We start from the raw sequence: 21,288 nt of genomic DNA on the forward strand, positions 1-21,288 counted from the left end.
GGCGATCAGCAGGGCCATCGAGACGGCATAGAGCCAGTTGGTCACCACCTGCTGGCGGCTGGTCTGCGCCGAGGGTGCCAGCCCCAGCCACTGCAGGAGTCGGACCGGGGCACTGGGCTGCTCGTTCATGGCTCGACCCTAGCCGTCACAGGTCCTGCACCGACCCCGCCCACGAGGCGAAGAATTCGTCGTGGAAGCATGTGGACTGACCGGGACGCGGAAGCCAGCGAACATCTGGCACGGTCCCGCCACTGTGAGCACCACCGGCACTGTGATGCCGGTTGCGAAGTCAGGAACGCCCCCGGTCGACGGCCACTGGACAACAGGCGAGAGACCTGGAGGAGCCCCATATGCAACGAACCCATCTGGTTGGCGTCGGAGTCGGCCCCGGCGACCCACAACTGGTCACCCTGGCGGCGGCCACCGCACTGCAGCAGGCCGATGTCGTGCTGGTGCCGGCCACCGAGAAGTCGGGTGACGGACCCGGCCGCGCCGAGCAGATCGTGCGGGCCGTCGCCCCCGCCGCCCGCATCGAACGCATCGGCTTCGCCATGCGCGAGCAGGGCCGCAGCGCCCGACGACAGGAGTCCTGGCAGGCGGCCGCCGAGGCCGCGCTGACCCACTTCGCCGACGGCCTCACCACCATCGCGATGGCCACCATCGGCGACCCGGCCGTCTACTCCACCTTCAGCTACCTGGCGGGCACCGTCCGGGCGGCGTTGCCCGCGGTGGAGGTCTCCTGGATTCCCGGCATCACGGCGATGCAGGCGCTTGCCGCAGCCTCGGGCACCCCGCTGGTCGAGGGCAATGAGGTGTTGGCGCTCGCCCCCGCCACCCTCGGCGCCGAGGGCCTTGGGCCGGTGCTCGATGCCGCCGACTCGGTCTGCGTCTACAAGGGCGGACGCCAGCTCGGCATGGTCCGCGAAGCCCTTGCCGAGCGCGGGCGCGACGGGATCGTCGGCAGCGAGGTGAGCCTGCCCGAAGAGCACCTGGCGTCGCTCGACGACCTCGACCAGGACACCCGCACCGGCTACTTCTCGGCGGTGCTCAGCACCCCGAGCCGCACCAGCATCGGAGGATCGCTGTGAGTACTGGAAATCCCACGGGAAGGGTGGTCTTCGTCGGGGCTGGCCCGGGTGCCGCCGACCTGATCACGGTGCGCGGCGCGCGCGTCATCGCCGAGGCCGACGTCATCATCTGGGCCTCCTCGCTGGTCCACCCCGACGTGGTCGCCGACCACAAGCCGGGCGCCGAGCTGGTCGACTCCGCCTCGCTGCCGCTGGAGGCGCTGGAGCCCTACTACCTGCGCGCCCGCGACGGCCAGCTGATCGCCCGCGTGCACACCGGCGACCCGTCGATCTACGGCGCCACCGCTGAGCAGCGGGCGCTGTGTGAGCGCCTCGGCGTCGCCCACGAGACCATCCCCGGCGTCAGCGCCTTCTCTGCCGCCGCGGCGCGGATGGACGTCGAGATCACGCTGCCGCAGGTGGCGCAGTCGCTGGTCCTCACCCGGCTGGAGGGCGGCCGCACCCCGATGCCGCCCAAGGAGACGGTGCGCGGCTTCGCCCAGCACGGCGCCACCATGGCGCTCTACCTCTCGGCGGCGCGCAACAAGGTGCTGCAGGAGGAGCTGCTGGCCGGCGGTTATGCGCCCGAGACGCCCTGCATCATCGGCCATCAGGTCACCTGGCCCGACGAGGTGATGCTGCGCTGCGAGCTGCGGGATCTCTCGGCCACCATGAAGGAGCGCCACCTGTGGAAGCACACGGTGGTGCTCGTCGGCCCCGCCCTGGCCGCCGCCACTCCCGAGTACCGCTCGCACCTCTACCACCCGGGTTTCCGGCACGAGTTCCGCGCCGCCGATCCCGAAGCCCAGAAGGAATTGCGGGAGAAGGGGGCAGTCCAGTGAGCACCCCCATCCGCGTCCACGGCTTCATCGGCGACGTGACCCCGGCGATGCTCGACGAGGCCTCCCGCGCCGACTTCATCGTGGGCGGGGACCGCCACCTCGACGCGCTCGGCGTCGACCAGCCGCGACGGATCCGGCTGGGGGCGCTGTCTGCGGCCGTCGAACGGATCGTCGCCGCAGGCCCCGAAGCCCGCATCATGGTGGTCGCCTCCGGGGACCCGGGCTGGTTCGGCATCGTGCGACGGCTGCGCGAGGCCGGGCTGCCGCTGAGGGTGCTGCCAGCCCCGACGAGCATCTCGCTGGCCTTCGCCACGGTCGGGATCCCCTGGGACGACGCCGAGGTGGTCAGCATCCACGGCCGCCCGCTCGAACCAGCGCTGGCGGTCTGCCGCGCCTGGGGGAAGGTGGCGGTGATGACCGGCCCCGACCAGGGGATCGTCGAGCTCGCCACGCAGCTGGCCGACCTCGACCGCGAGTTCTGGCTGTGCGAACGGCTCGGGGAGGACGACGAGCGCGTCCGCCTCCTCGACGCCGCCCAGGCGATGGCGCTGACCGACCTCGCCAACCCCAATGTAGTGCTGGTCGTCGACCCGCAGCTGGCCAGCACCGTCGGATGGCACCAGGGGGCACCGCGCCCCGCGGGGCCGCCGCCGCGGGTGAGCGACGGGGCGGCCCGCATCTTCTGCCGCACCCTGCCCGGCCGCGGCGACGTGGTGCGGGTCCGGGGCCCGATCAGCCGCGAGGTGGCGGCGCTGGCCCGCTACAACGGCGCGGCCGTCATCGAGGTCGAGGAGCAGTGATGAGGGACTGGAAGAGTGCACGCATCGCCCAGGTGACCAACAGCCCCGCCGCACGCCGGCTCGCCGATGCCATCGACACGGCCCTGGGCGGGGAGACGATCCGCCTGGACGGCCCGGCCGCCGAGTGCCTGCCGCGGGCCTGGGCCGAGGCGGACATGGTCGTCTCGCACCTGGCGCTCGGCGCCACTACCCGGCTGCTCGCGCCACTGCTGGCCGACAAGCACACCGACCCGGCGGTGGTCGTCGTCGACGCCGCCGGACGCTTCGCCGTGCCGCTGGTCGGCGGGCACGTCGGGGGAGCCAATGCGCTGGCCACGGCGATCGCCGAGGCGCTGGGCGGCACGCCGGTGCTCACCACCGCCACCGACGCGCTGGGCGTGCAGGCGCTGGACACCATCGGCTGGCACCACGACGGGGACCTGGCGACGGTCACCCGCGCGATCCTCGACGGCGAGCCGGTGCTGCTCGACCGGGGGCTGGGCTGGCCGGTGCCGCAGATCGCCCCCAATGTCACCGAGCAGGCCGCCGGTCCCGTCGCGCGCATCCGGGTCACCGACAGCTCCGGGCCCGCCCCCGGCGAGCTGCCGACCGTGACCCTGCACCCTCGCTCCCTGGTGGTGGGGATGGGCTGCAACAAGGGCACCGGCGTGGAGCAGCTGCGCGAGCTCCTCGACGCAACCCTCGCCGGGGCGGGCCTGCACCCGGCGAGTGTCTCGGCCGTCGTCACCCACGAGGTGAAGGCGGGCGAGTTGGGCCTGGTGCAGCTGTGCCACCAGCTCGGCATCCCGCTGCTGTGGCACTGCGCCGAGGAGCTGGCCGCCCAGCCGGTGCCGAATCCGTCGCAGACCGTGCAGGGGCATGTCGGCACGCCGTCGGTGGCCGAGGCGGCGGTGCTGGCCCACGGCGCCGACCTGGTGATCGGCAAGCAGAAGTCGACCGATGCCACCTGTGCCGTGGGGCGGCTGCCGGTACGGGGCGTGCTGCACGTGGTCGGGCTCGGCCCGGGCGCGCGCGACCTGCTCACCCCACGGGCCCACAGCGTGGTGCAGCAGGCCAACCTGGTCGTGGGCTACGGACCCTATGTGCGGCAGGTGCGCGACCTCGTCGCCCCCGGTGCGCGGCTGCACGCCTCGAAGATGGGCACCGAGGCCGAACGCACCGCGCTGGCCATCGAGGCCGCCCGTCGCGGCGAGCGGGTGGCGCTGGTCTGCAGCGGTGACCCCGCGATCTATGCGATGGCCTCGCCCGTGCTGGAGCAGGGCACCGACGGCATCGACGTCGAGGTGGTGCCCGGGGTGACCGCCGAGCTGGCCGCCTCCGCGATCCTGGGTGCCCCGCTGGGCCACGACCACGCCACCATCTCGTTGTCCGACCTGCACACCGAATGGCCGGTGATCGAGCGGCGGCTGCAGGCCGCCGCCCAGGGCGATTTCGTCGTCACGCTCTACAACCCGCGCTCGAAGAAGCGACGCATGCACCTGCCGCGGGCCCTGGAGATTCTGGGTGCCCACCGGCCGCCGTCGACGCCGGTCGCGGTGGTGCAGCAGGCCACCCGGCAGCGGCAGAAGGTGATCACCTCGACGCTGGCCGACTTCCAGCCGGAGTGGGTGGACATGAATTCGCTGGTGGTCGTCGGAGCCTGCAGCACCCGCTTCATCGACAGCGGCTCGGGCCAGCGGATCGTCACGCCGCGCGACTACACGTGGATGCCTGCGACGGAAGGGGGACGGCCGTGAAGCCCGCCCTGGTGATCGCCGCCCACGGCACCCGGCACGGCGTGGGGGTCGAGCAGTGCCACGAGCTGCTCGACCGGGTCCGCCGGCAGCTTCCCCAGACCACCGTCGAGATGGGCTATGTGGAGCTGGTGGAGCCCTCGATCGACCAGGTGGTGGACGGGCTCTCGGCCACCCACGAGCCCGTCGTCGTCGCCCCGCTGATGCTCGGCACCGGCGCCCATGTGCGCCGCGACATCCCGCAGGCTGCCCGCGAGGGCACGCTGCGCCTGGGCAGGCGGGCCGTCGTCGCCGAGCACCTGTCGCCGCACAGCCGGCTGGTGGAGCTGCTGCACGTGCGGATTGACGAGGCCCGACGTGATCCAGCTCGTGGCGAGTGGACGGTCCAGGAGACGACGGTGGTGCTCGCCGGTCGCGGATCGGCCGTCGCCCGCGCCAATGACGACCACCAGCGACTGGCCGCCCGGGTGGGTGGGCGCGGCTATGCCCGGGTGCTGGGCTGCTTCGTGCAGGTGGCCGATCCCGACGTCACCAGCGCCCTCCACCAGGCCCTGGACGGTGGGGCGCGCCGCATCGTCATCGCCCCACACCTGCTCTTCGAGGGCCGCGTCAACGGCTTCCTGCACCGCGACGTGGCGGCCTGGACCGCCACCCATCCCGAGGTGGAGGCGCGGATTGCCGACGTCCTCGGACCCTGCGACGAACTGGCCGAGGTGCTCGTCCAGCGCTACCGCGAAGCACTCGACTACTGACCACCAGGAGATCCCCGTGCAGTACGACTACATCACCGACGGCTCCTCGATCTACGACAGGAGCTTCGCGATCATCCGGGCCGAGGCCCACCTCGACCGGCTCCCCGACGACCTGGCGCCGGTCGCCGCACGCATGGTGCACGCCACCGGCCAGCCCGACATCGTCGACGACCTGGGCTGGAGCGACGGCCTGGTCACCGCCGCCCGTGCTGCCCTGCTGGCCGGGGCGCCGGTGCTGTGCGACTCGACGATGGTGGCCACCGGCATCACCCGTTCGCGCCTGCCGCGGGAGAACCAGGTGGTCTGCCTCCTGCAGGAGCCGGCCACCGTCCGACGCGCCACCGAGAAGGGCATCACCAAGACGATGGCGGCGGTGGAGCTCTGGGCCGAGCGCCCCCTGATGGCCTCCCGCCACCTGCTCGACGGGGCCGTGGTGGCAATCGGCAATGCCCCCACCGCCCTGTTCCGCCTGCTGGAGGTGGTGCGCGAGACCGGAGTGCGGCCCGCCGCCGTGGTCGGCTGTCCGGTGGGCTTCGTCGGGGCCGCCGAGTCGAAACAGGCCCTGGCCGGCAATGACCTCGGGCTGGACTACCTCACCCTGCACGGGCGACGCGGCGGCTCGGCCGTCACCGTGGCGGCGGTCAACGCACTCGCCTCCTGTGACGAGCGCGGCAACCGGTCGATGCTTCGGCTCTAGGGGGATCTTCCACTGCCCCGCATCCGGGGGATGGGACGATGGAGCCATGCAGGCGACCCTCCCGACCGATCCGTCCGACGAGGCCCTGCGCCGCCCCGGGCTGTTCGACTGGGGGGTCGGGGTGCTGTTCTGCCTCCTGGCGGGGATCCAGCTGCTGTGGACCGCCGAACACCCGCTGAGCAGCCCCACCCTGCTGAATGCCGCCGTCCACGTGGTCATCATTCCCGTGGTCGTCCTGCGGCGGGTGTACCCGGTGGCCTGCCTGCTGACCGGCTACGGCCTGCTGGCCGGACTCGCCCTGGCCTTCCACACGGCCCCGATCAACCTCGGGGTCTCCCCGATCCTGTTAGCGGCACCCCTGTTGCTGATGGCTGTCACCCGCCACGGCCCCAGTCCTCGGTGGGGGCAGGCAGCACTGCTGGTGGGGATCATGGGCTCCTATGTCAGCCCTGCGACGCGGCTGTGGAGCGGCGGCAGCCAGCTGGTCGTGATCGTGCTGATCCACAGCCTGGTGCTGCTGGGCTGCTACTTCTGGTCGGCACAGCAACGCTCCCTGGTGGATCGCCATGCCGCTGCCATGCAGATGCTTGCCGAGCGAAGCGCTGCCGAGTCCGAGGCCGCCACCCAGGCTGAACGACTGCTGGTGGCGCGTGAGGTCCACGACGTCGTCGGTCATTCCCTCGCCGTGGTGCGGGTGCAGGCGGCCACCGCCCTGGCCATCGGCGACGAGCAAACCATGCGCGCAGCCTTGCAGGCCATCAAAGAGGTGACGGGAGACACCATGGCCGACACCCGGGAATTGGTCGGCACGCTGCGCACCGGTCCACTGTCACCGGTGGGGGATGTGCGGATGCTGCCAGCCCTCGTCGACCACGTCCGGACCTCGGGATTCGCAGTGGTCGCCGACCTTCCCACCGACGACGAACTGGCGCGCTGGCAGCAGGAGTGGCCTGCCCGTCTCCGGCTCGCGGTCACGCGCGTCACCCAGGAGTCGCTGACCAATGTGGTCAAGCACGCCAGCCCCGGATGCCGGGTGACCTGCCGCGTGGGCCTCCAGGACGGACAACTGCTGGTCGACGTGTCCAATGGCGGTCGTCGGGAGGGGACGGCCGGTGTCGGGCACGGCCTGGTGGGCCTGGCCGAGCGCATCGACCAGGTTGGGGGCCAGTTGCAGCATGGTCCGCAGGAAGACGGCTTCGCCCTGCACGCCCGCATCCCGGTTCCACCGGTCGACGAGGAAGGCCAGGCCCAATGAATCGCATCACCGTCGCGGTGGCAGACGACCAGCCGCTGCTCGTCTCGGCCTTCGTCGCCCTGGTCGATGCCCAGCCCGACATGGTCGTGGTCGGGCGAGCACGTGATGGCGCCGAGGCGGTCGAGGTGGCCCGGCGGGAGCAGCCCGACGTCATGCTGATGGACCTGCGGATGCCGGTCATGGACGGGGTGGAGGCCACCCGCCAGATCGTGCAGGCCGGGGCCAGGCCCCACGTCCTCGTCCTGACCACCTTCAACATGGAGGACCTGGTGCGCGAGGCCCTGACAGCCGGGGCCCGGGGCTTCCTGCTCAAGGATGCCGAGCCCGAGCTGGTCCTCGACGGGATCCGTCGGCTCCATGACGGCCGTGCCGTGCTCGATCCGGCCGTGGCCCACCACGTGGTCGCGGCAGTGCGCTCCACTGCCAGCCGGGCCTCGGTGGACGAGCGCCTCACCCCGCGTGAGACCGACGTGCTGCGGCTGATCGCCAAGGGCCTGACGAATGCCGAGATCGCCGCCGAGCTGGTGGTGGCCGAGACCACCATCAAGACCCATGTCGGCAACCTGCTGATGAAGTTGCAGGCCCGCGACAGGGTGGCCCTGGTGGTGCAGGCCTTTGCGATGGGGCTTGCCGAACCCGGGGACCTTCCCGCGCACCAGCCGCACCCCTGACCCCTCCTCCCACGGGAGGAGCAAGGGGCCGGAGGGGCGGCGAAAGTTCCTGTCATGGAAGGATTCGGCGCGGGCGCGTCCGGAGGAGTCTGGAGGCATGACAACAGCCACCACCCCAGCGCTCGCCTGCACCGGGCTCACCAAGTTCTATGACGGCAATCGTGTCCTCGACGGGCTCGACCTCACCGTCCGCCCCGGCCGCGTCTATGCCCTGCTGGGACGCAATGGCGCGGGCAAGTCCACAACCTTCAAGATCATCCTCGGGCTGTTGCACGCCGATGCCGGCACGGTGGAGGTGCTTGGTCAGCCCTGGACGCGTGGCAGTCTGGCCCACATCGGTGCCTCGGTGGACGGCCCGGCCTACTACCCGCACCTCTCGGCCGCCGACAACGTGCGCGTCCACGCACGACTCGTCGGAACCACTGATGGGCGGATCGACGACGTGGTGTCCATGGTGGGTCTGCAGGGCACCGGGCGAAAGCGCGTCGCCTCCTTCTCCACCGGAATGAAGGCTCGCCTCGCCCTGGCCATCGCGCTGCTCACCGACCCCCCCATCCTGCTGCTCGACGAGCCGCAGAACGGACTCGACCCCGAGGGGATCATCGAGCTGCGGCGACTCATCCGTGAACTGGCGGCGCGCGGACGCACCGTCATCATCTCCAGCCACCAGCTGGGCGAGGTGACCCATCTGGCCGACGACATCGGCGTCCTGGTCTCGGGGCGCATGGTCTACGAGGGTGCGCTGACCGACTTCAGCGACGGCGACCTCGAGCAGGCCTACCTGCGCGCCACTGGGGCAGTGGCATGAAGGGCCTTCGTGGAGCACTGGCCGCCGAACTGGTACGCAGCCGTCGGACGGCGGGGGCCTGGCTGTGGCTCATCGGGGTCGTCATCTCCCTGTGGGAGTACGGCAGCTGGCGTCTGGTCAGCGGCCAGAACAGCTGGCAGGCACTGATGTCGTGGCACGTGATCTACGCCACGGGGCTGTGCCTTCCGGTGGCGGCGCTCGCCAGCGCGATGACCCTTCGACGGGAGCGCGCCTCCCGCAGCGGTGGCACCGACTGGCGGCCGGTGGGGCTGGCCCAGGTCCGGGCGGCCCGGCTCCTGGTGCTCCTCGGCCAGCACCTGGGGCTGATCGTCGGTCTGGTGGCCCCGGCCGTGGTGCTCGGCGTCGTGTTCAACGACTTCGGCCCCGTCCCCCTGCGCCAGATCGCGGCAACCGTTGCGCTGCTGTGGCTGGCCGCGGCCGTCTGGATCGTGCTCGGACACCTGCTGGCCGAGCGGATCGGGCTCTTCCCCACGGTGGGCATCGCCTTCGTCTGGCAGATCGCCGCCACCATCCACGCGGAGAGGCATCGCTGGTGGATGGAGCCCTGGACCTGGTCCGTGCGCCCGATCCTGCCGGTGCTCGGCGTCCACGGCAATGGTGTCCCGGCCAAGCCCGGCGAGGCGGTGCTGCACATCTCCCCCTGGCCCGCCATCGGGCTCTCACTGGCCCTGTTCATCCTGCTGGCCGTTGCCATGGTGCGGCTCCCGGCACCTGCGCCGCGATGCCAGCGGGGTGCCGGCGCCGAGCAGCACGGTGCCCAGCAGACAGCGGTTCCTGCGCAGCAGCCGGTCGAGCGGCGCCGTCCGACGCCGGTGCGTGCGATGGTTCCCGTCATCTGGGGCCGAGGGTTCTGGGCGTCGGTGGTGATGGCGGCGCTCCTCGTGGCGACAACCCGCGTGGTGTGGAATGCGAACTACACCCGGGGGCTCGTGGGCCTGCTGGTCGTACCCTGCCTGGGATGCCTGCTCGCCTGCCTGGCGGCGCAGGGCCTCCAACCGGCGCTGCGCAGCATCCTCACCCGCACCTCCGCGGCCCGGCACGCCACCATTGCAGTGCTGCTCACCTCAGTGCCCTTCGCCGGGGTGGTGTTGTTCGGAGCAGCGCTGTCGGGGCAGGGGGCCATCGCAGTGGCCAGCGTCGGGCTCTCCTTCGGCCTGGCCTGTCTGATCCTGTCGATGGCACTGGCGGTGCGGTTCTCGTCGGGAGCTGCCGCCATGACCACGCTGGTCGGGCTGGTGCTCTCGATCGTCATGGGGGGTTCGGCACTGGCACAAGCACCCCTGCTGTGGCTCCTGGGTCCGTGGTCATGGGCCTACTCGGCCAACACCCCCGGACGCATGGTGGTGGCAGGCACCGTCTCGGTGGTCCTGGCCGTGCTCTGCGGCATCGGGCTCGTCCGCGCCCTGCAGGGCAGCGCCGCGCGGTCCTGAGCCCGGGCCCGTTCGGGTCGCAGCACCACGCACACACCAGGGGCTCGGGGCACACGTTGGAACGTGTGCTCCGTGTTTCCTGCGTGTGCCCCGAGCTTGCTGCGTGTGCCCCGTGTTTCCTGCGTGTGCGGCAGCGGGCAGCCAGCTTCCGGCTGCTCACCTACCGGTGGGTTCACTGGCCCTCCCCAGCACCCAGTCGACGGCCTGCTCGACCTTGTTGACGGTCTCCACCCCGTCGGCAGGCCGAGGCCGCTGCACCACCACACAGGGAATCCCGAGTTCGTGGGCCACCTCCATCTTCGGGCGGGTGAAGCTGCCGCCGGAGTTCTTGGTGACCAGCACGTCGCTGCGGTGCTCGCGCAGGATCTCCAGCTCGCCGTCCAGCGTGTAGGGGCCGCGGCTGGTGATCACCTGCCAGGCATCGGGGACGGCCATGTCGGGTTCGCGCACCATCCGCGCCAGCACCGCAAGCTCCCCCAAGGCGGGCAGGTAGCGCTCCAGCTCCTGGCGGCCGACGGTGACGAAGGGGCGCGATCCCAGGCTGGCGGCAAGCTCGGCCGCCTGCTCGTGGCTCCCGGCCAGATGCCAGCCGTCCTCGGCGGGCCAGGCAGGGCGTTCCAACCGCAGCAGCGGGATGCGTCGCCCGTCGGGCAGCGGGGTGGCGCAGGCCTCGGCAGCATTGCGGCTCATCCCCTCCGCAAAAGGATGCGTGGCGTCGACCACCACGTCGAAGTCGGCCAGCGCCGCCCGCAGCCCGTCGACCCCGCCGAAGCCACCGATCCGCACCGCCCCGACCGGCAGCTTCGGCTCCGGCAGGCGGCCAGCCAGTGAGCTGGTGATGTCGATCCCGGCTTCCACCAGGGCAGCGGCCAATGCCCGACCCTCGCTGGTGCCGCCGAGCAGCAGCACCCTCACAGCACGTCCCCGCGCGAGTCAGGGGCACGCAGCAGGAACATGTCCATCACCCAGCCGTCGGTCTCGCGCGCCGTTTCACGTGCAACCTTCGCCCGCGGCACCACCTCGCGGACCCGGCCCGAGAGTGACTGTTCGCCTTCGGAGCCCAGGTTCGCCGACCACCACAGCTGCCAGTCGGCCAGCCCCGGCGAGGAGGCCAGGTCGTCCAGCGTGTGCGGCAAGGTGAGCATCACCACCAGGTTGCGCTGACCAGCCTCGATGTCCTCGAAGAGCTTGCGGGCCGTCGTGATGTGCACCGGTTCGCCGACCCGGTGCAGCACCACCCTGTGCCGTGCCGCCAGCACCTGCGGCGCGCTCACGCCGGGCAGCACGTCCCATGTGCAGCCCGTCTGCTCCTCGATGCGCCCGGCCAGGCGCACCAGCGAGTCGAAGAGCGAGGAGTCGCCCCAGGCGAGGATGGCGACGGTGCGCGCCTCGGGCGCCTCACGCCGCAGCGCCGCCAGGATGCGCTCCACCCGCGCGGCGTGCCAGTCGGCGACGGCCTTGCGGTACTGCGCCCCCGACGACTCGGACGGGCCGCGACGGTCCCGGGGCGGATCGGACACCCGGACGACGGGCACGCCGTGATCCTTGGCGATCCGGCGGCGCACCCCCATCTGCTCGTCGCGCTCCCGGCCGGCGTGGGCACCGTCGGTGGCCGACTTGTCGAAGACCACCACCACGTCGCAGCCGCGCAGCGCCGCCGAGACCTCCGGCGTCACGTGCTGCGGCCCCATGCCGATGCCCAGGATCCGTAGCCTCTGCAGTGCTGTGGCGTGCTCGCTCATTCGTCGTCCTCCAGGTCGCCCTCCACCTCAAGGTAGACCTGCTGCAACTGCTGCATCAGTTCCGGGTCGGGCTGCTCCCACAGGCCCCGCTCGGCGGCCTCGTGGAGCCGCTCGACGATCCCGCGCAGTGCCCACGGATTGCTGGTGCGCATGAACTCCTGCGTCGTCTCGTCCAGCACGTACTCGCGGCCCACCCGGTCATACATCCAGTCGTCGACGACGCCCGCGGTGGCGTCGAAGCCGAACAGGTAGTCGACGGTGGCGGCCAGCTCGAAGGCCCCCTTGTAACCGTGGCGGCGCATCGCCGCGATCCAGCGGGGGTTGACGACGCGGGCCCGGAAGACGCGGGCGGTCTCCTCGGCCAGGCTGCGGGTGCGCACCCGGTCGGGGCTGGTGGAGTCACCCACATAGGCCTTCGGGTCGGCGCCGGTCAGCGCCCGCACCGTCGCCACCATGCCGCCGTGGTACTGGTAGAAGTCGTCGGAGTCGAGGATGTCACTCTCGACGTTGTCGACATTCTTGGCGGCCACCTGGATGCGCCGGTAGTTGGTGCGCATGTCATCGCTGGCCGGCACGCCGTCCAGGCCGCGGCCGTAGGCGAAGCCACCCCAGGCCGTGTAGACCTCGGCCAGGTCGTCGTCGCTGCGCCAGTTGCCGCTCTCCACCACCTGCAGGATGCCGGCGCCATAGCTGCCCGGCTTGGAACCGAAGATGCGGGTGCGGGCGCGGCGCTCGTCACCGTGTTCGGCCAGGTCGGCGCGGGCATGGGCGCGCACGAAATTCTGCTCGTCGGGCTCGTCCAGCTCGGCGACCATCGCCACCGCGTCGTCGACCATCGCGACGACGTGCGGGAAGGCATCGCGGAAGAAGCCCGAGATGCGCACCGTCACGTCGATGCGGGGACGACCCAGCTCCTCCAACGGCACCACCTCGAGCCGGCTGACGCGACGCGAGGCCTCATCCCATTCCGGCCGCACGCCCAACAGGGCAAGGACTTCGGCGATGTCGTCGCCGCTGGTGCGCATGGCGGAGGTGCCCCAGACGCTCAGGCCCACCGAGGTGGGGTAGGCGCCGGTCTCGTCGAGATGGCGCTGCAGCAGCGAGTCGGCCATCGCCTGGCCGGTCTGCCAGGCCAGGCGCGAGGGCACCGCACGCGGGTCGACGGTGTAGAAGTTGCGGCCGGTGGGCAGCACGTTGACCAGCCCGCGCAGCGGCGAGCCCGAGGGGCCCGACGGGATGAAACCACCCTCCAGCGCGTGCAGCACCGCACCCAGCTCGTCGGTGGTGCGCTCCAGGCGCGGCACCACCTGCTCGGCGGCGAAGCGCAGCACCCGGCGCACCTGCTCGTCGTCGGTGAGGTAGTCGACGGCCGACGGCTCCCAGCCGGCCTCCTCCATCGCCTGGACCAGGGTGCGGGCGGCCGCTTCCACCTCGTCGGTGCGGGCGCCGTCGGCATTGTCGGCCAGCCCCAGGGCCCGACGCAGCCCCGGCACGGCATCGCTGGCGCCGCCCCAGACCTGCTGGGCGCGCAGGATGGCCAGCACCAGGTTGACGCGGGCCTCGCCGGCCGGTGCCGCGCCCAGGGTGTGCAGGCCGTCGCGGATCTGGGCGTCCTTGATCTCGCACAGCCAGCCGTCGACGTGCAGGATGAAGTCGTCGAAGTCCTCGTCCTCGGGCTGCTCCTCCAGGCCCAGGTCGCGGTGCAGCTCGGCGGCGCGCATCAGGTTCCAGATCTCGCCGCGCACGGCCGGCAGCTTCGCCGGGTCCATCGCCGCGATGTTGGCGTGCTCGTCGAGCAGCTGCTCCAGACGGGCGATGTCGCCATAGCTCTCGGCGCGCGCCATCGGCGGCACCAGGTGGTCGACGATCACCGCGTGGGCGCGTCGTTTGGCCTGGGCGCCCTCGCCAGGATCGTTGACCAGGAAGGGATAGACCAGCGGCAGCGAGCCGATCGCGGCGTCGGGTCCGCAGGCCGCCGAGAGGGCCGCATTCTTGCCCGGCAGCCACTCCATCGAGCCGTGCTTGCCCAGGTGGACCACCGCGTGGGCGCCGAAGCCGTGCTCGATCCAGCGGTAGGCGCCGATGTAGTGGTGGCTGGGCGCCATGTCGGGGTCGTGGTAGATCGCCACCGGGTTCTCGCCGAAGCCGCGCGGCGGCTGGATCAGGATCACCACATTGCCGGCCTGCAGGGTGGCCAGCACCAGTTCCCCGGCCTCGTTGACGAACAGGCTGCCCGGGCCCTCGCCCCAGGCCTCGCGCATCTGTTCGCGCAGCTCCTCGGGCAGGTCGGCGGTCCAGGCGCGGTACTGCTCGGGGGTGACGCGGACGTGGGCATCGGTGAGCTGGGCATTGGTGAGCCACTCCTCGTCCTGCCCGCCGGCGGCGATCAGGGCGTGGATGAGGGCATCGCCGGCGATGGTGTCGGGGGTGCGCCCGTCGGCGTCCTGCGCCTCGGGGCTGGCCTCGGCGGCGCCCAGGATCCGGGTCACCTCGTTGTCGGCGCCCAGGTCGTAGCCCTCCTCGCGGAGCCTGCGCAGCAGCCGGATCGCCGAGACCGGGGTGTCCAGGCCGACGGCATTGCCGATCCGGGCGTGCTTGGTGGGGTAGGCGCTCAGCACCAGCGCCAGTTTCTTGTCGGCATTGGGGGTGTGGCGCAGCCGGGCGTGGTTGGCGGCCAGGCGTGCCAGCCGGGTGCAGCGTTCGGCGTCGGCGACGTAGCGGGGCAGGCCGTCGTCGTCGAACTCCTTGAAGCTGAAGGGACCGGCGATGATGCGGCCGTCGAACTCGGGGATGGCGATCTGGGTGGCCGAGTCCATCGGGGTGACGCCGTCGTCGCTGGCCTCCCAGTCAGCGCGGCTGCTGGTCAGGCACAGCCCCTGGAAGACGGGGATGTCGAGGGCCGCCATCCGGGCGACGTCCCAGGCCTCGTCGTCCCCGCCGGCCTGGGCAGTGGCCGGGGTGGAGCCTCCGGCGGCCAGCACCGTCACGATGAGCGCATCCAGGGTGCCGAGGAAGCCGTAGAGCTCGTCGGGGGCCTGGCGCAGCGAGCCGGCGAAGACCGGGACCGCGGTGGCATGCCCGGTGGCGTCGATGGCGGAGCACAGCTCGCGGGCAAAGTCGGTGTTGCCGCTGGTCTCGTGGGCGCGGTAGTAGAGGACGCCGACGCGGGGGAGGGCGGGCTGCCCGGGCTGCTCGGTGGGCGACTCCCACCAGGACGGCTCGCCCCAGCTCGGGATCGGCTGCGGGGGCTCGAATCCCTCGCCGGTGAGCAGCACCGTGTCGGACAGGAAGGCGTGCAGCTGGGCCAGGTTCTCCGGGCCGCCCTCGGCCAGGTAGCGGTGGGCCTCGGCGGCGACGCCGATCGGGACGCTGGAGAGCTCCATCAGCTGGGCGCTGGGCTCCTGTTCGCCGCCGAGCACCACCATCGGCCGGGTGCCGGCGATGCGGCGGAATCCGTCGCACAGGTCCTGCGGGCCGCCGAGGATGCGGGCCACCACCAGGTCGCAGGCCTCGATCTGCTCGGCCATCTGCTGGTGGGCGGGGCGGGCGGGATTGGCCAGGAAGTAGTCGGCGCCGCTGGCGCGGGCCGAGAGCAGGTCGGTGTCGGACGTGGACAGCAGGGCGATGCGCATCGGCGCGTCTCCTCCCCCGGAGTTCTCGCTCCGGAACGTGGGCATGGACTCACCCGACGTCCAGTGTCTGGCTGTCACAGTGGCGGAACCGCCCCGGGCTTGCACCGGGTTCCTGGGCCGTGGGCTGCGGCAAGCCTAGCGGGAACGGGCTCCCTGGCCATTGCCGCGCGGAAACAGACGAATTGTGGCGCATCATGTGCTTTTGAACCTTCCAAAGGGCCTATTGCGTCTGTTTTCGCGGCGGGGTGGGTACTGTCCGGCGCCCTACTCCTGTCATGAGGCGACACCTGATCCCGGACGTGGTCATCACACTGCTGTTGGTCTTCGGCCTGGGCGCTATCCTGTCGCTCGACACCTGGGATGCCTTGTGGGTTTCGAATGTGTCGTCGACCTGGTTGCTGATTCCGCTGTGGTTCGGCTGGCGAACGGGACGCCTGGGCAAGGGCGCGGCATGGGGGCTCATGATCACCCAGGCCGCTCTCGTGGCCTACTACATCCCAGCTTCGGCGGGTGTGTCTTCATGGTAGCCAGGCATCATGCTCGAGTACGTGGGCCGCTACGGCTTCAAGTACTTCGTGCTCGGACTCATCAGCGGTCCGGTCATGGGCGCGCTGGGAGGATGGTGGCGGCAGCACCCCAATGCGTTGGTCCCCCTTCTCGTCGCTGTGCTCGCTTTCGGAGAGAGGTGGGCATGGCAGTGGCACTTGGGCTTTGATCCGGGCTCGGTCATCTTCACCGGGGAGGCGGTTCCAGGGGTGGCAGGGGCAATCGCGATGCTCGTGTGGGTGCGCCGCGCGCCCGGGACTTCGCCGACAGCCAGCAGCTGACGGCGCATCCGAGCGGCTTGTCGGCACCATCCGGAGACAGTCCGAGGGTCGGTGGCCGGTGCGGGGGAAAGCCTGCCCGGGCATTGCCGCGCGGAAACAGACGAAATGTGGAGGGCCAACTGGTTTTGAACCTTCCAGAGGGCCCATTGCGTCTGTTTTGGCGGGCTACGACGGCGGTCTCACCACTCGATGCCCGCCTGGCCCTTCGCCCCGGTGTCGAAGGGGTGCTTCACCTTGGTCATCTCGGTCACCAGGTCGGCGGCGTCAAGCACCTGCTGTGGCATCCGTCGTCCGGTCATCACGACGTGCTGGGTGCCGGGGCGGTTGGCGAGGGTCTCGAGCACCTCGTCGACGTCCAGCCAGCCATTGGCCAGCACATAGCTGAACTCGTCGAGCACATAGAGATCATGGGTCTGGTTGGCGAGCTGCTCACTGATCCGCGCCCAGCCCTCCTTGCTCATGGCGACGTGGTCCACCTCCTTCGTCGAGCGCAGCCAGGTCCAGCCGGCGCCCATGGCGTGCCACTCGACCGGCCCGCCCTGCCCGGTCTGCTGGTGCACCTCGTTGAGCGCGGCGAAGGCGGCCTTCTCACCGGTGCGCCAGTTGGGCGACTTCACGAACTGGTAGACGCCGATGCTCCAGCCCTGGTTCCAGGCCCGCAGCGCCATGCCGAAGGCGGCGGTCGACTTGCCCTTGCCGTCGCCGGTGTTGATGATCAGCCGCGGCTGGTGGCGCAGCTGCCGGGTGGTCAGTCCGCTGGTGTTCTGGGGTGCCTTGCCCTGCATCAGTTCTCCCTGTCGGTGGGGTTGGTCGGGTCGGTGGGGGTGGTTGAATCGGTGGCCAGGGCCAGCAGTGCCTCGACGTCCAGCTGCCGCTCGATGGCATCGGCCAGGGTCTCGATCATCTGCTCGCGCCGTTCGGCGAAACCGGGAGCTCCCGGCTCGGGCCGCCACGGGTGCCCGGCCTGCTCGGCGACGCGCTCCAGCCAGGCCCGGCGCAGCCCGTCGTTCTCCAGCGCACCGTGCCAGTGCGTGCCCCAGGTGGCGCCGACCCGCATGCCGTCCAGGAAGTGCTCGTCGGGTTCCGACAGGGTCGTCGGGCGGCCGTGGTGGATCTCGTAGCCGGCGGCCTCGTGCCTCTGCCAGCTGCCGGTCGGACGCGCCAGCACCTTGTCGGGGTGGAAGTCGACGCGCAGCGGCAGGATGCCCAGCCCATCAACCGGGCCAGAGCTGTCCCCCTCCACCTCGTCGACGATCACCTGCCCCAGCATCTGGTAGCCGCCGCAGATCCCCAGCGTGGGGCGTCCGGCCGCGTGCCGCTGGGCGACGACCCGGTCGATTCCCTGCCCTCGCAGCCATCGCAGGTCGTCGACGGTGGCGCGGGTGCCGGGCAGTACCAGCAGGTCCGCCTCGGCGCAGACTGCCGGATCGGCCGTCACCTCCACCCGCACACCCGGTTCGGCGGCCAGGGCGTCGACGTCGGTGGCATTGCTCACCCGCGGCAGCCGGACGACGGCCACGTGCAGTGGCCGCGCGCCGGGCGTCGAGGCCGAGGCCCGGCGCCAGCCGCCGATCGCCAGGGCGTCCTCGCCGTCGAGCCAGACCCCCGGCAGCCACTCCAGCACGCCCAGGTTGGCCAGGCCGGTGCGGCGGCTGATCTCGTCCAGGCCCGGCGCCAGCACCGACGGGTCGCCGCGGAACTTGTTGATCACATAGCCCTTCAGCAGCGCGCGGTCGTCGTCGTCCAGCAGCGCCCAGGTGCCGTAGATGCTGGCCAGCACCCCGCCGCGGTCGATGTCTCCCACCAGCACCACCGGCATGCCGAACTGCCGTGCCAGGCCCATGTTGACGTAGTCGCCGCCGCGCAGGTTGATCTCGGCGGGGGAGCCGGCGCCCTCGCAGACCACCACCTGGTGTGTCGCGGCGAGCTCCCGGTAGGCGGCGAAGGCGGCCTCGGCCAGGTGCCTGCGGCCGGTGGCGTACTGACCGGCCTCCAGGGTGCCGTCGGGCTGGCCGCGCAGCACGACGTGGGCGCGACGGTCGGTGCCGGGCTTGATCAGCACCGGGTTCATGGCGGTGCTCGGCTCCACGCCCGCGGCGATGGCCTGCAGGAACTGGGCGCGCCCGATCTCGCCGTCGGTCACCACCATCGAGTTGTTGCTCATGTTCTGCGCCTTGAAGGGGGCGACGTCGACGCCGCGGCGGCGCAGCACCCGGCACAGGCCCGCCGTCACCAGCGACTTGCCGGCATCCGACGAGGTGCCGGCCACCAGGATTCCCACCATCAGAGCTTCCTTCCGATCAGTGCCGCGGCCACCAGCGCGGCCGAGGCCCACTGCACCCGACGCGCCAGCCGGGCGGCGCGTAGCAGGTCGCGCGCCATTGGGCGTGGGCCGTCGCCGAGCAGTCCCCGGTCCTCCACACGTCCGCCGGGGTAGACATTGTGCCCGCCGAGCTGCACCCCAAGCGCCCCGGCGAAGGCCGACTCGCACCAGCCGCCGTTGGGGCTGGGGTGGTCGTGGGCGTCGCGGCGCATCACCCGCCAGGCCTGGCCGGCGCGCGGTCCGGAGACGGCGCAGGTGACGGCCCCGGTGAGCCGGGCCGGCAGCCAGCAGGCGGCGTCGTCGAGCCGCGCGGCGACCATGCCGAAGTTCTCGTAGCGCCGGTTGTGGTGGCCCACCATGGCGTCCAGGGTGTTGATGCCGCGGTGCAGCAGCAGCCCGGGCACGCCCAGCGCCGCGCCCCAGACCAGCGGCGCCACCACTGCGTCGGCGGAGTTTTCGGCCACCGACTCCAGCGCCGCCCGCGCCAGCTCCGGCTCGTCGAGCTCGTCGGCCAGCCGGCCACACAGGTGCGAGAGCCGGTCGCGGGCCTGCTCCAGGTGGTCTTCGGCCAGGTGCGCGGCCATCAGCTCACCCTCGCGCGCCAGCGAGGAGCCGCCGGTCACCACCCAGGTGGCCAGCGCCGTCAGCCCCGCCCGCGCCAGCGGGTGCCTGCGACCCACGGCCTCGGCGGCCACGCCCAGCACGGCCAGCGGTGCCAGGCAGCAGGCGACGTGCACCGCCCCCGCTCCGCGCTCGTCGCGGTAGGTGCGCCGCTCCACCCACATCGCCCAGGAGCCGAACCAGGCAACCGGATGGTGTCGTTGCGGGTCGGGCACGACGGCATCGGCGAGGGTGCCCAGCAGCAGGCCGGTTGCCCGCGCCCACATCACGCGGCACCTGAGAGGGTGGAGGGGTGAAGATCGTCCTCGTTCGCCACGGCCAGAGCACCTGGAACCTGGAGCGTCGCCTGCAGGGGCAGACGATGCAGGTGCCGCTGACCGAGCTGGGCCATGCCCAGGCCGAGGCCGCGGCCACCGTCGTCGTCGGCCTGGTCGCGCCCGGCGCCCCGCTGCTGTGCAGTGACCAGCTGCGCGCCGTCCAGACCGCCGAGCACGTCGCGGCGGCCATTGGCAGCATCCCCGAGCCCACCCGACTGCTGCGTGAGCAGGGGCTGGGATGCATGGAGGGCAAGGGATTCGACGAGCTCGTCGCCGAAGACACCCCCGAGGGGATGCACGTCAGCGAGGTTTGTTGGGGCGGCGGGGAGTCCATCCAGCAGGTCCATGGCCGCTGCCGTGAACTGCTCGACGAGCTCGCCGCCAGAGACGTCGGTGAGGTGGTGCTGGTCGGCCACGGCGACGCGCTGCGGGTGCTGCTGGCGGTCGTCGACGGCCGCGGCCACCGCGAGGTGGAGTGGGGCAGCATCGGCAACGGGGAGGTGCTGGTGCGCACCTGGCAGGGGTGAGGCCATCACTCGTCCTTCGCGAATGTCGTCACGGGCGAGGCAGCCAGGCGACCGGGCTCGTCCCCGCCGGATCGCTCGACGTGCACGCCAGGACCATGGGGGCATCACCGTTGCGGGACAGCGCCGGGGTCACACCGGCTTCGCTGGCAGCGACGCGCTGGCCGCAGCCAGCAGCCACACCCTAGCCCAGCACTCCTGCCGATCTGCGCTGGACCTTGGCTGGCAAGGGGCTGTGCCCGGCCTGAGAGTCGTTCGGGAACCTCTCAGAGGGCTCCCTACATTGACATGAACGGCAGCTTCGAGGTTCGGGCTGCGCTCGTGAAGGGGATGCACATGACCTGGTGGCAGTCGATCATTCTGGGAGTCGTCGAGGGAGTGACGGAATTCCTTCCCGTCTCCAGCACTGGTCACCTGACCATCACCGAGAAGCTGATGGGCATGCCCATCGACGACCCGGGCATCACCGCCTACACCGCCATCATCCAGATCGGCGCCATCCTGGCCGCCGTCATCTACTTCTGGGGCGACATCTGGCGCATCCTCACCGGCTGGCTCGGCGGCCTGGGCAACAAGTCCAGGCGCGGCAGCGACTACAACATGGGCTGGGCCGTCGTGGTCGGCACCGTCATCACCGCCAGCGTCGCCCTGGTCGGCAAGGACCTGATCACCGGAGCCCTGCGCAGCCTGTGGGTGGTGGGCATCGGCCTGATCCTGTGGTCCTTCGCCATGTTCGCCGCCGACCGCTACTCGGCCAAGCTCGCCCCCTCCAAGCAGCGCACCCTGGACACCATCACCTGGAAGGACGGCGCCCTGCTGGGCCTCATCCAGTGCCTGTCGCTGGTGCCCGGCGTCTCCCGCTCCGGCGCCACCATCGTCGGCGGCCTGTTCAGCGGCCTCGACCGCCTGGCCTCCACCAAGCTCGCCTTCTACCTGGGCATCCCCACCCTGGTCGCCGCCGGCGTCTACGAGGCGGCCACCGAGTTCAGCCACGTGAGCGAGACCATCGGCTGGGGCGTGGTGGTCATCGGCGCCGTGGTGAGCTTCTTCGTCGCCTACGCCTCGATCGCCTGGCTGCTGAAGTTCGTCGCCAGCAACACCTTCACCGGCTTTGTCATCTACCGCATCCTGGTGGGCCTGGCCGTGCTCGGCCTGCTGGCCGGCAACGTCATCACCGCCGTCTGATCCGGCACCCGACGGGCCGCACCCCTCCACTTGAGGACAAA

Annotated in this window: 17 protein-coding genes, 2 pseudogenes and 1 riboswitch; of the genes and pseudogenes, 13 read left to right on the forward strand and 6 right to left on the reverse strand. The window is 71.4% G+C overall.

The window, feature by feature from the left end; genetic code table 11:
* Positions 1–350: 350 nt before the first annotated feature.
* From cobI to ACHFFZ_RS06295, 9 genes and pseudogenes are all read left to right on the forward strand, one after another.
* Positions 351–1,088 carry a precorrin-2 C(20)-methyltransferase gene (gene cobI, locus ACHFFZ_RS06255; protein ID WP_394275799.1) on the forward strand — a complete coding sequence of 246 codons (738 nt, stop codon included), beginning with the start codon at positions 351–353 and terminating at the stop codon, positions 1,086–1,088.
* On the forward strand, positions 1,079–1,909 hold the full coding sequence (cobM, locus tag ACHFFZ_RS06260) for a precorrin-4 C(11)-methyltransferase (protein WP_394275815.1): 831 nt from the start codon (positions 1,079–1,081) through the stop codon (positions 1,907–1,909). Before cobI ends, cobM begins: the two co-directional genes overlap by 10 nt.
* 47 nt (positions 1,910–1,956) lie before the next feature.
* Positions 1,957–4,436 (forward strand): annotated as a pseudogene (cobJ, locus tag ACHFFZ_RS06265) (precorrin-3B C(17)-methyltransferase); the annotation flags it as partial.
* 5 nt (positions 4,437–4,441) lie between these two features.
* A complete protein-coding gene (locus ACHFFZ_RS06270) occupies positions 4,442–5,194 on the forward strand; it encodes a sirohydrochlorin chelatase (RefSeq protein WP_394275800.1) in 753 nt (250 codons plus the stop codon).
* 16 nt (positions 5,195–5,210) lie between these two features.
* Entirely contained in the window at positions 5,211–5,891 is a 681-nt protein-coding gene (locus ACHFFZ_RS06275) for a precorrin-8X methylmutase (protein ID WP_394275801.1), read from the forward strand.
* Positions 5,892–5,937: 46 nt separating this feature from the next.
* Positions 5,938–7,146: a sensor histidine kinase gene (locus ACHFFZ_RS06280; protein WP_394275802.1), complete on the forward strand. Its 1,209-nt coding sequence runs from the start codon at positions 5,938–5,940 to the stop codon at positions 7,144–7,146.
* Positions 7,143–7,817 carry a response regulator gene (locus tag ACHFFZ_RS06285; RefSeq protein ID WP_394275803.1) on the forward strand — a complete coding sequence of 225 codons (675 nt, stop codon included), beginning with the start codon at positions 7,143–7,145 and terminating at the stop codon, positions 7,815–7,817. Before ACHFFZ_RS06280 ends, ACHFFZ_RS06285 begins: the two co-directional genes overlap by 4 nt.
* Positions 7,818–7,914: 97 nt before the next feature.
* Positions 7,915–8,625 carry an ATP-binding cassette domain-containing protein gene (locus ACHFFZ_RS06290; RefSeq protein ID WP_394275804.1) on the forward strand — a complete coding sequence of 237 codons (711 nt, stop codon included), beginning with the start codon at positions 7,915–7,917 and terminating at the stop codon, positions 8,623–8,625.
* Positions 8,622–10,076 carry a hypothetical protein gene (locus ACHFFZ_RS06295; protein WP_394275805.1) on the forward strand — a complete coding sequence of 485 codons (1,455 nt, stop codon included), beginning with the start codon at positions 8,622–8,624 and terminating at the stop codon, positions 10,074–10,076. The genes ACHFFZ_RS06290 and ACHFFZ_RS06295 overlap by 4 nt, the downstream gene beginning before the upstream one ends.
* 156 nt (positions 10,077–10,232) lie before the next feature.
* Here the strand turns inward: ACHFFZ_RS06295 and ACHFFZ_RS06300 are convergent, their stop codons facing one another.
* The 3 genes from ACHFFZ_RS06300 to cobN form a co-directional block, all read right to left on the reverse strand.
* Positions 10,233–10,991 (reverse strand): cobalt-precorrin-6A reductase, encoded by a 759-nt coding sequence (locus ACHFFZ_RS06300; RefSeq protein WP_394275806.1) that lies wholly within the window; start codon positions 10,989–10,991, stop codon positions 10,233–10,235.
* Entirely contained in the window at positions 10,988–11,818 is an 831-nt protein-coding gene (locus ACHFFZ_RS06305; RefSeq protein WP_394275807.1) for an SAM-dependent methyltransferase, read from the reverse strand. The genes ACHFFZ_RS06300 and ACHFFZ_RS06305 overlap by 4 nt, the downstream gene beginning before the upstream one ends.
* Entirely contained in the window at positions 11,815–15,495 is a 3,681-nt protein-coding gene (gene cobN, locus ACHFFZ_RS06310; RefSeq protein ID WP_394275808.1) for a cobaltochelatase subunit CobN, read from the reverse strand. Before cobN ends, ACHFFZ_RS06305 begins: the two co-directional genes overlap by 4 nt.
* A riboswitch (cobalamin riboswitch) is annotated at positions 15,491–15,614 on the reverse strand. It overlaps the preceding gene by 5 nt.
* Before the next feature lie 111 nt (positions 15,615–15,725).
* Here cobN and ACHFFZ_RS06315 point away from each other — a divergent pair.
* Together ACHFFZ_RS06315 and ACHFFZ_RS06320 are read left to right on the forward strand one after the other, a co-directional pair.
* Complete coding sequence (locus ACHFFZ_RS06315; protein WP_394275809.1) at positions 15,726–15,977, forward strand: hypothetical protein; 252 nt, start codon at positions 15,726–15,728, stop codon at positions 15,975–15,977.
* A gap of 9 nt (positions 15,978–15,986) precedes the next feature.
* Positions 15,987–16,277, forward strand: a complete 291-nt coding sequence (locus ACHFFZ_RS06320; RefSeq protein ID WP_394275810.1) for a hypothetical protein — start codon at positions 15,987–15,989, stop codon at positions 16,275–16,277.
* A gap of 179 nt (positions 16,278–16,456) precedes the next feature.
* Here the strand turns inward: ACHFFZ_RS06320 and cobO are convergent, their stop codons facing one another.
* The 3 genes from cobO to ACHFFZ_RS06335 are packed head-to-tail and all read right to left on the reverse strand — an operon-like array spanning position 16,457 to position 19,487.
* The gene (gene cobO, locus ACHFFZ_RS06325; protein WP_394275811.1) at positions 16,457–17,062 is read right to left on the reverse strand and encodes a cob(I)yrinic acid a,c-diamide adenosyltransferase; all 606 of its coding nucleotides are present in this window, start codon (positions 17,060–17,062) and stop codon (positions 16,457–16,459) included.
* Positions 17,062–18,561: a cobyric acid synthase gene (locus tag ACHFFZ_RS06330; RefSeq protein WP_394275812.1), complete on the reverse strand. Its 1,500-nt coding sequence runs from the start codon at positions 18,559–18,561 to the stop codon at positions 17,062–17,064. The genes cobO and ACHFFZ_RS06330 overlap by 1 nt, the downstream gene beginning before the upstream one ends.
* A complete protein-coding gene (locus ACHFFZ_RS06335) occupies positions 18,561–19,487 on the reverse strand; it encodes a cobalamin biosynthesis protein (protein WP_394275813.1) in 927 nt (308 codons plus the stop codon). The genes ACHFFZ_RS06330 and ACHFFZ_RS06335 overlap by 1 nt, the downstream gene beginning before the upstream one ends.
* Here ACHFFZ_RS06335 and ACHFFZ_RS06340 point away from each other — a divergent pair.
* Together ACHFFZ_RS06340 and ACHFFZ_RS06345 are read left to right on the forward strand one after the other, a co-directional pair.
* A pseudogene (locus ACHFFZ_RS06340) lies at positions 19,413–20,065 on the forward strand (histidine phosphatase family protein). The gene ACHFFZ_RS06335 and the pseudogene ACHFFZ_RS06340 overlap by 75 nt on opposite strands.
* A gap of 333 nt (positions 20,066–20,398) precedes the next feature.
* Positions 20,399–21,247 carry an undecaprenyl-diphosphate phosphatase gene (locus ACHFFZ_RS06345; protein WP_394275814.1) on the forward strand — a complete coding sequence of 283 codons (849 nt, stop codon included), beginning with the start codon at positions 20,399–20,401 and terminating at the stop codon, positions 21,245–21,247.
* Positions 21,248–21,288 lie beyond the last annotated feature (41 nt).

Source organism: Luteococcus sp., from assembly GCF_043424415.1.
In the GTDB taxonomy this organism is placed as follows: domain Bacteria; phylum Actinomycetota; class Actinomycetes; order Propionibacteriales; family Propionibacteriaceae; genus Luteococcus.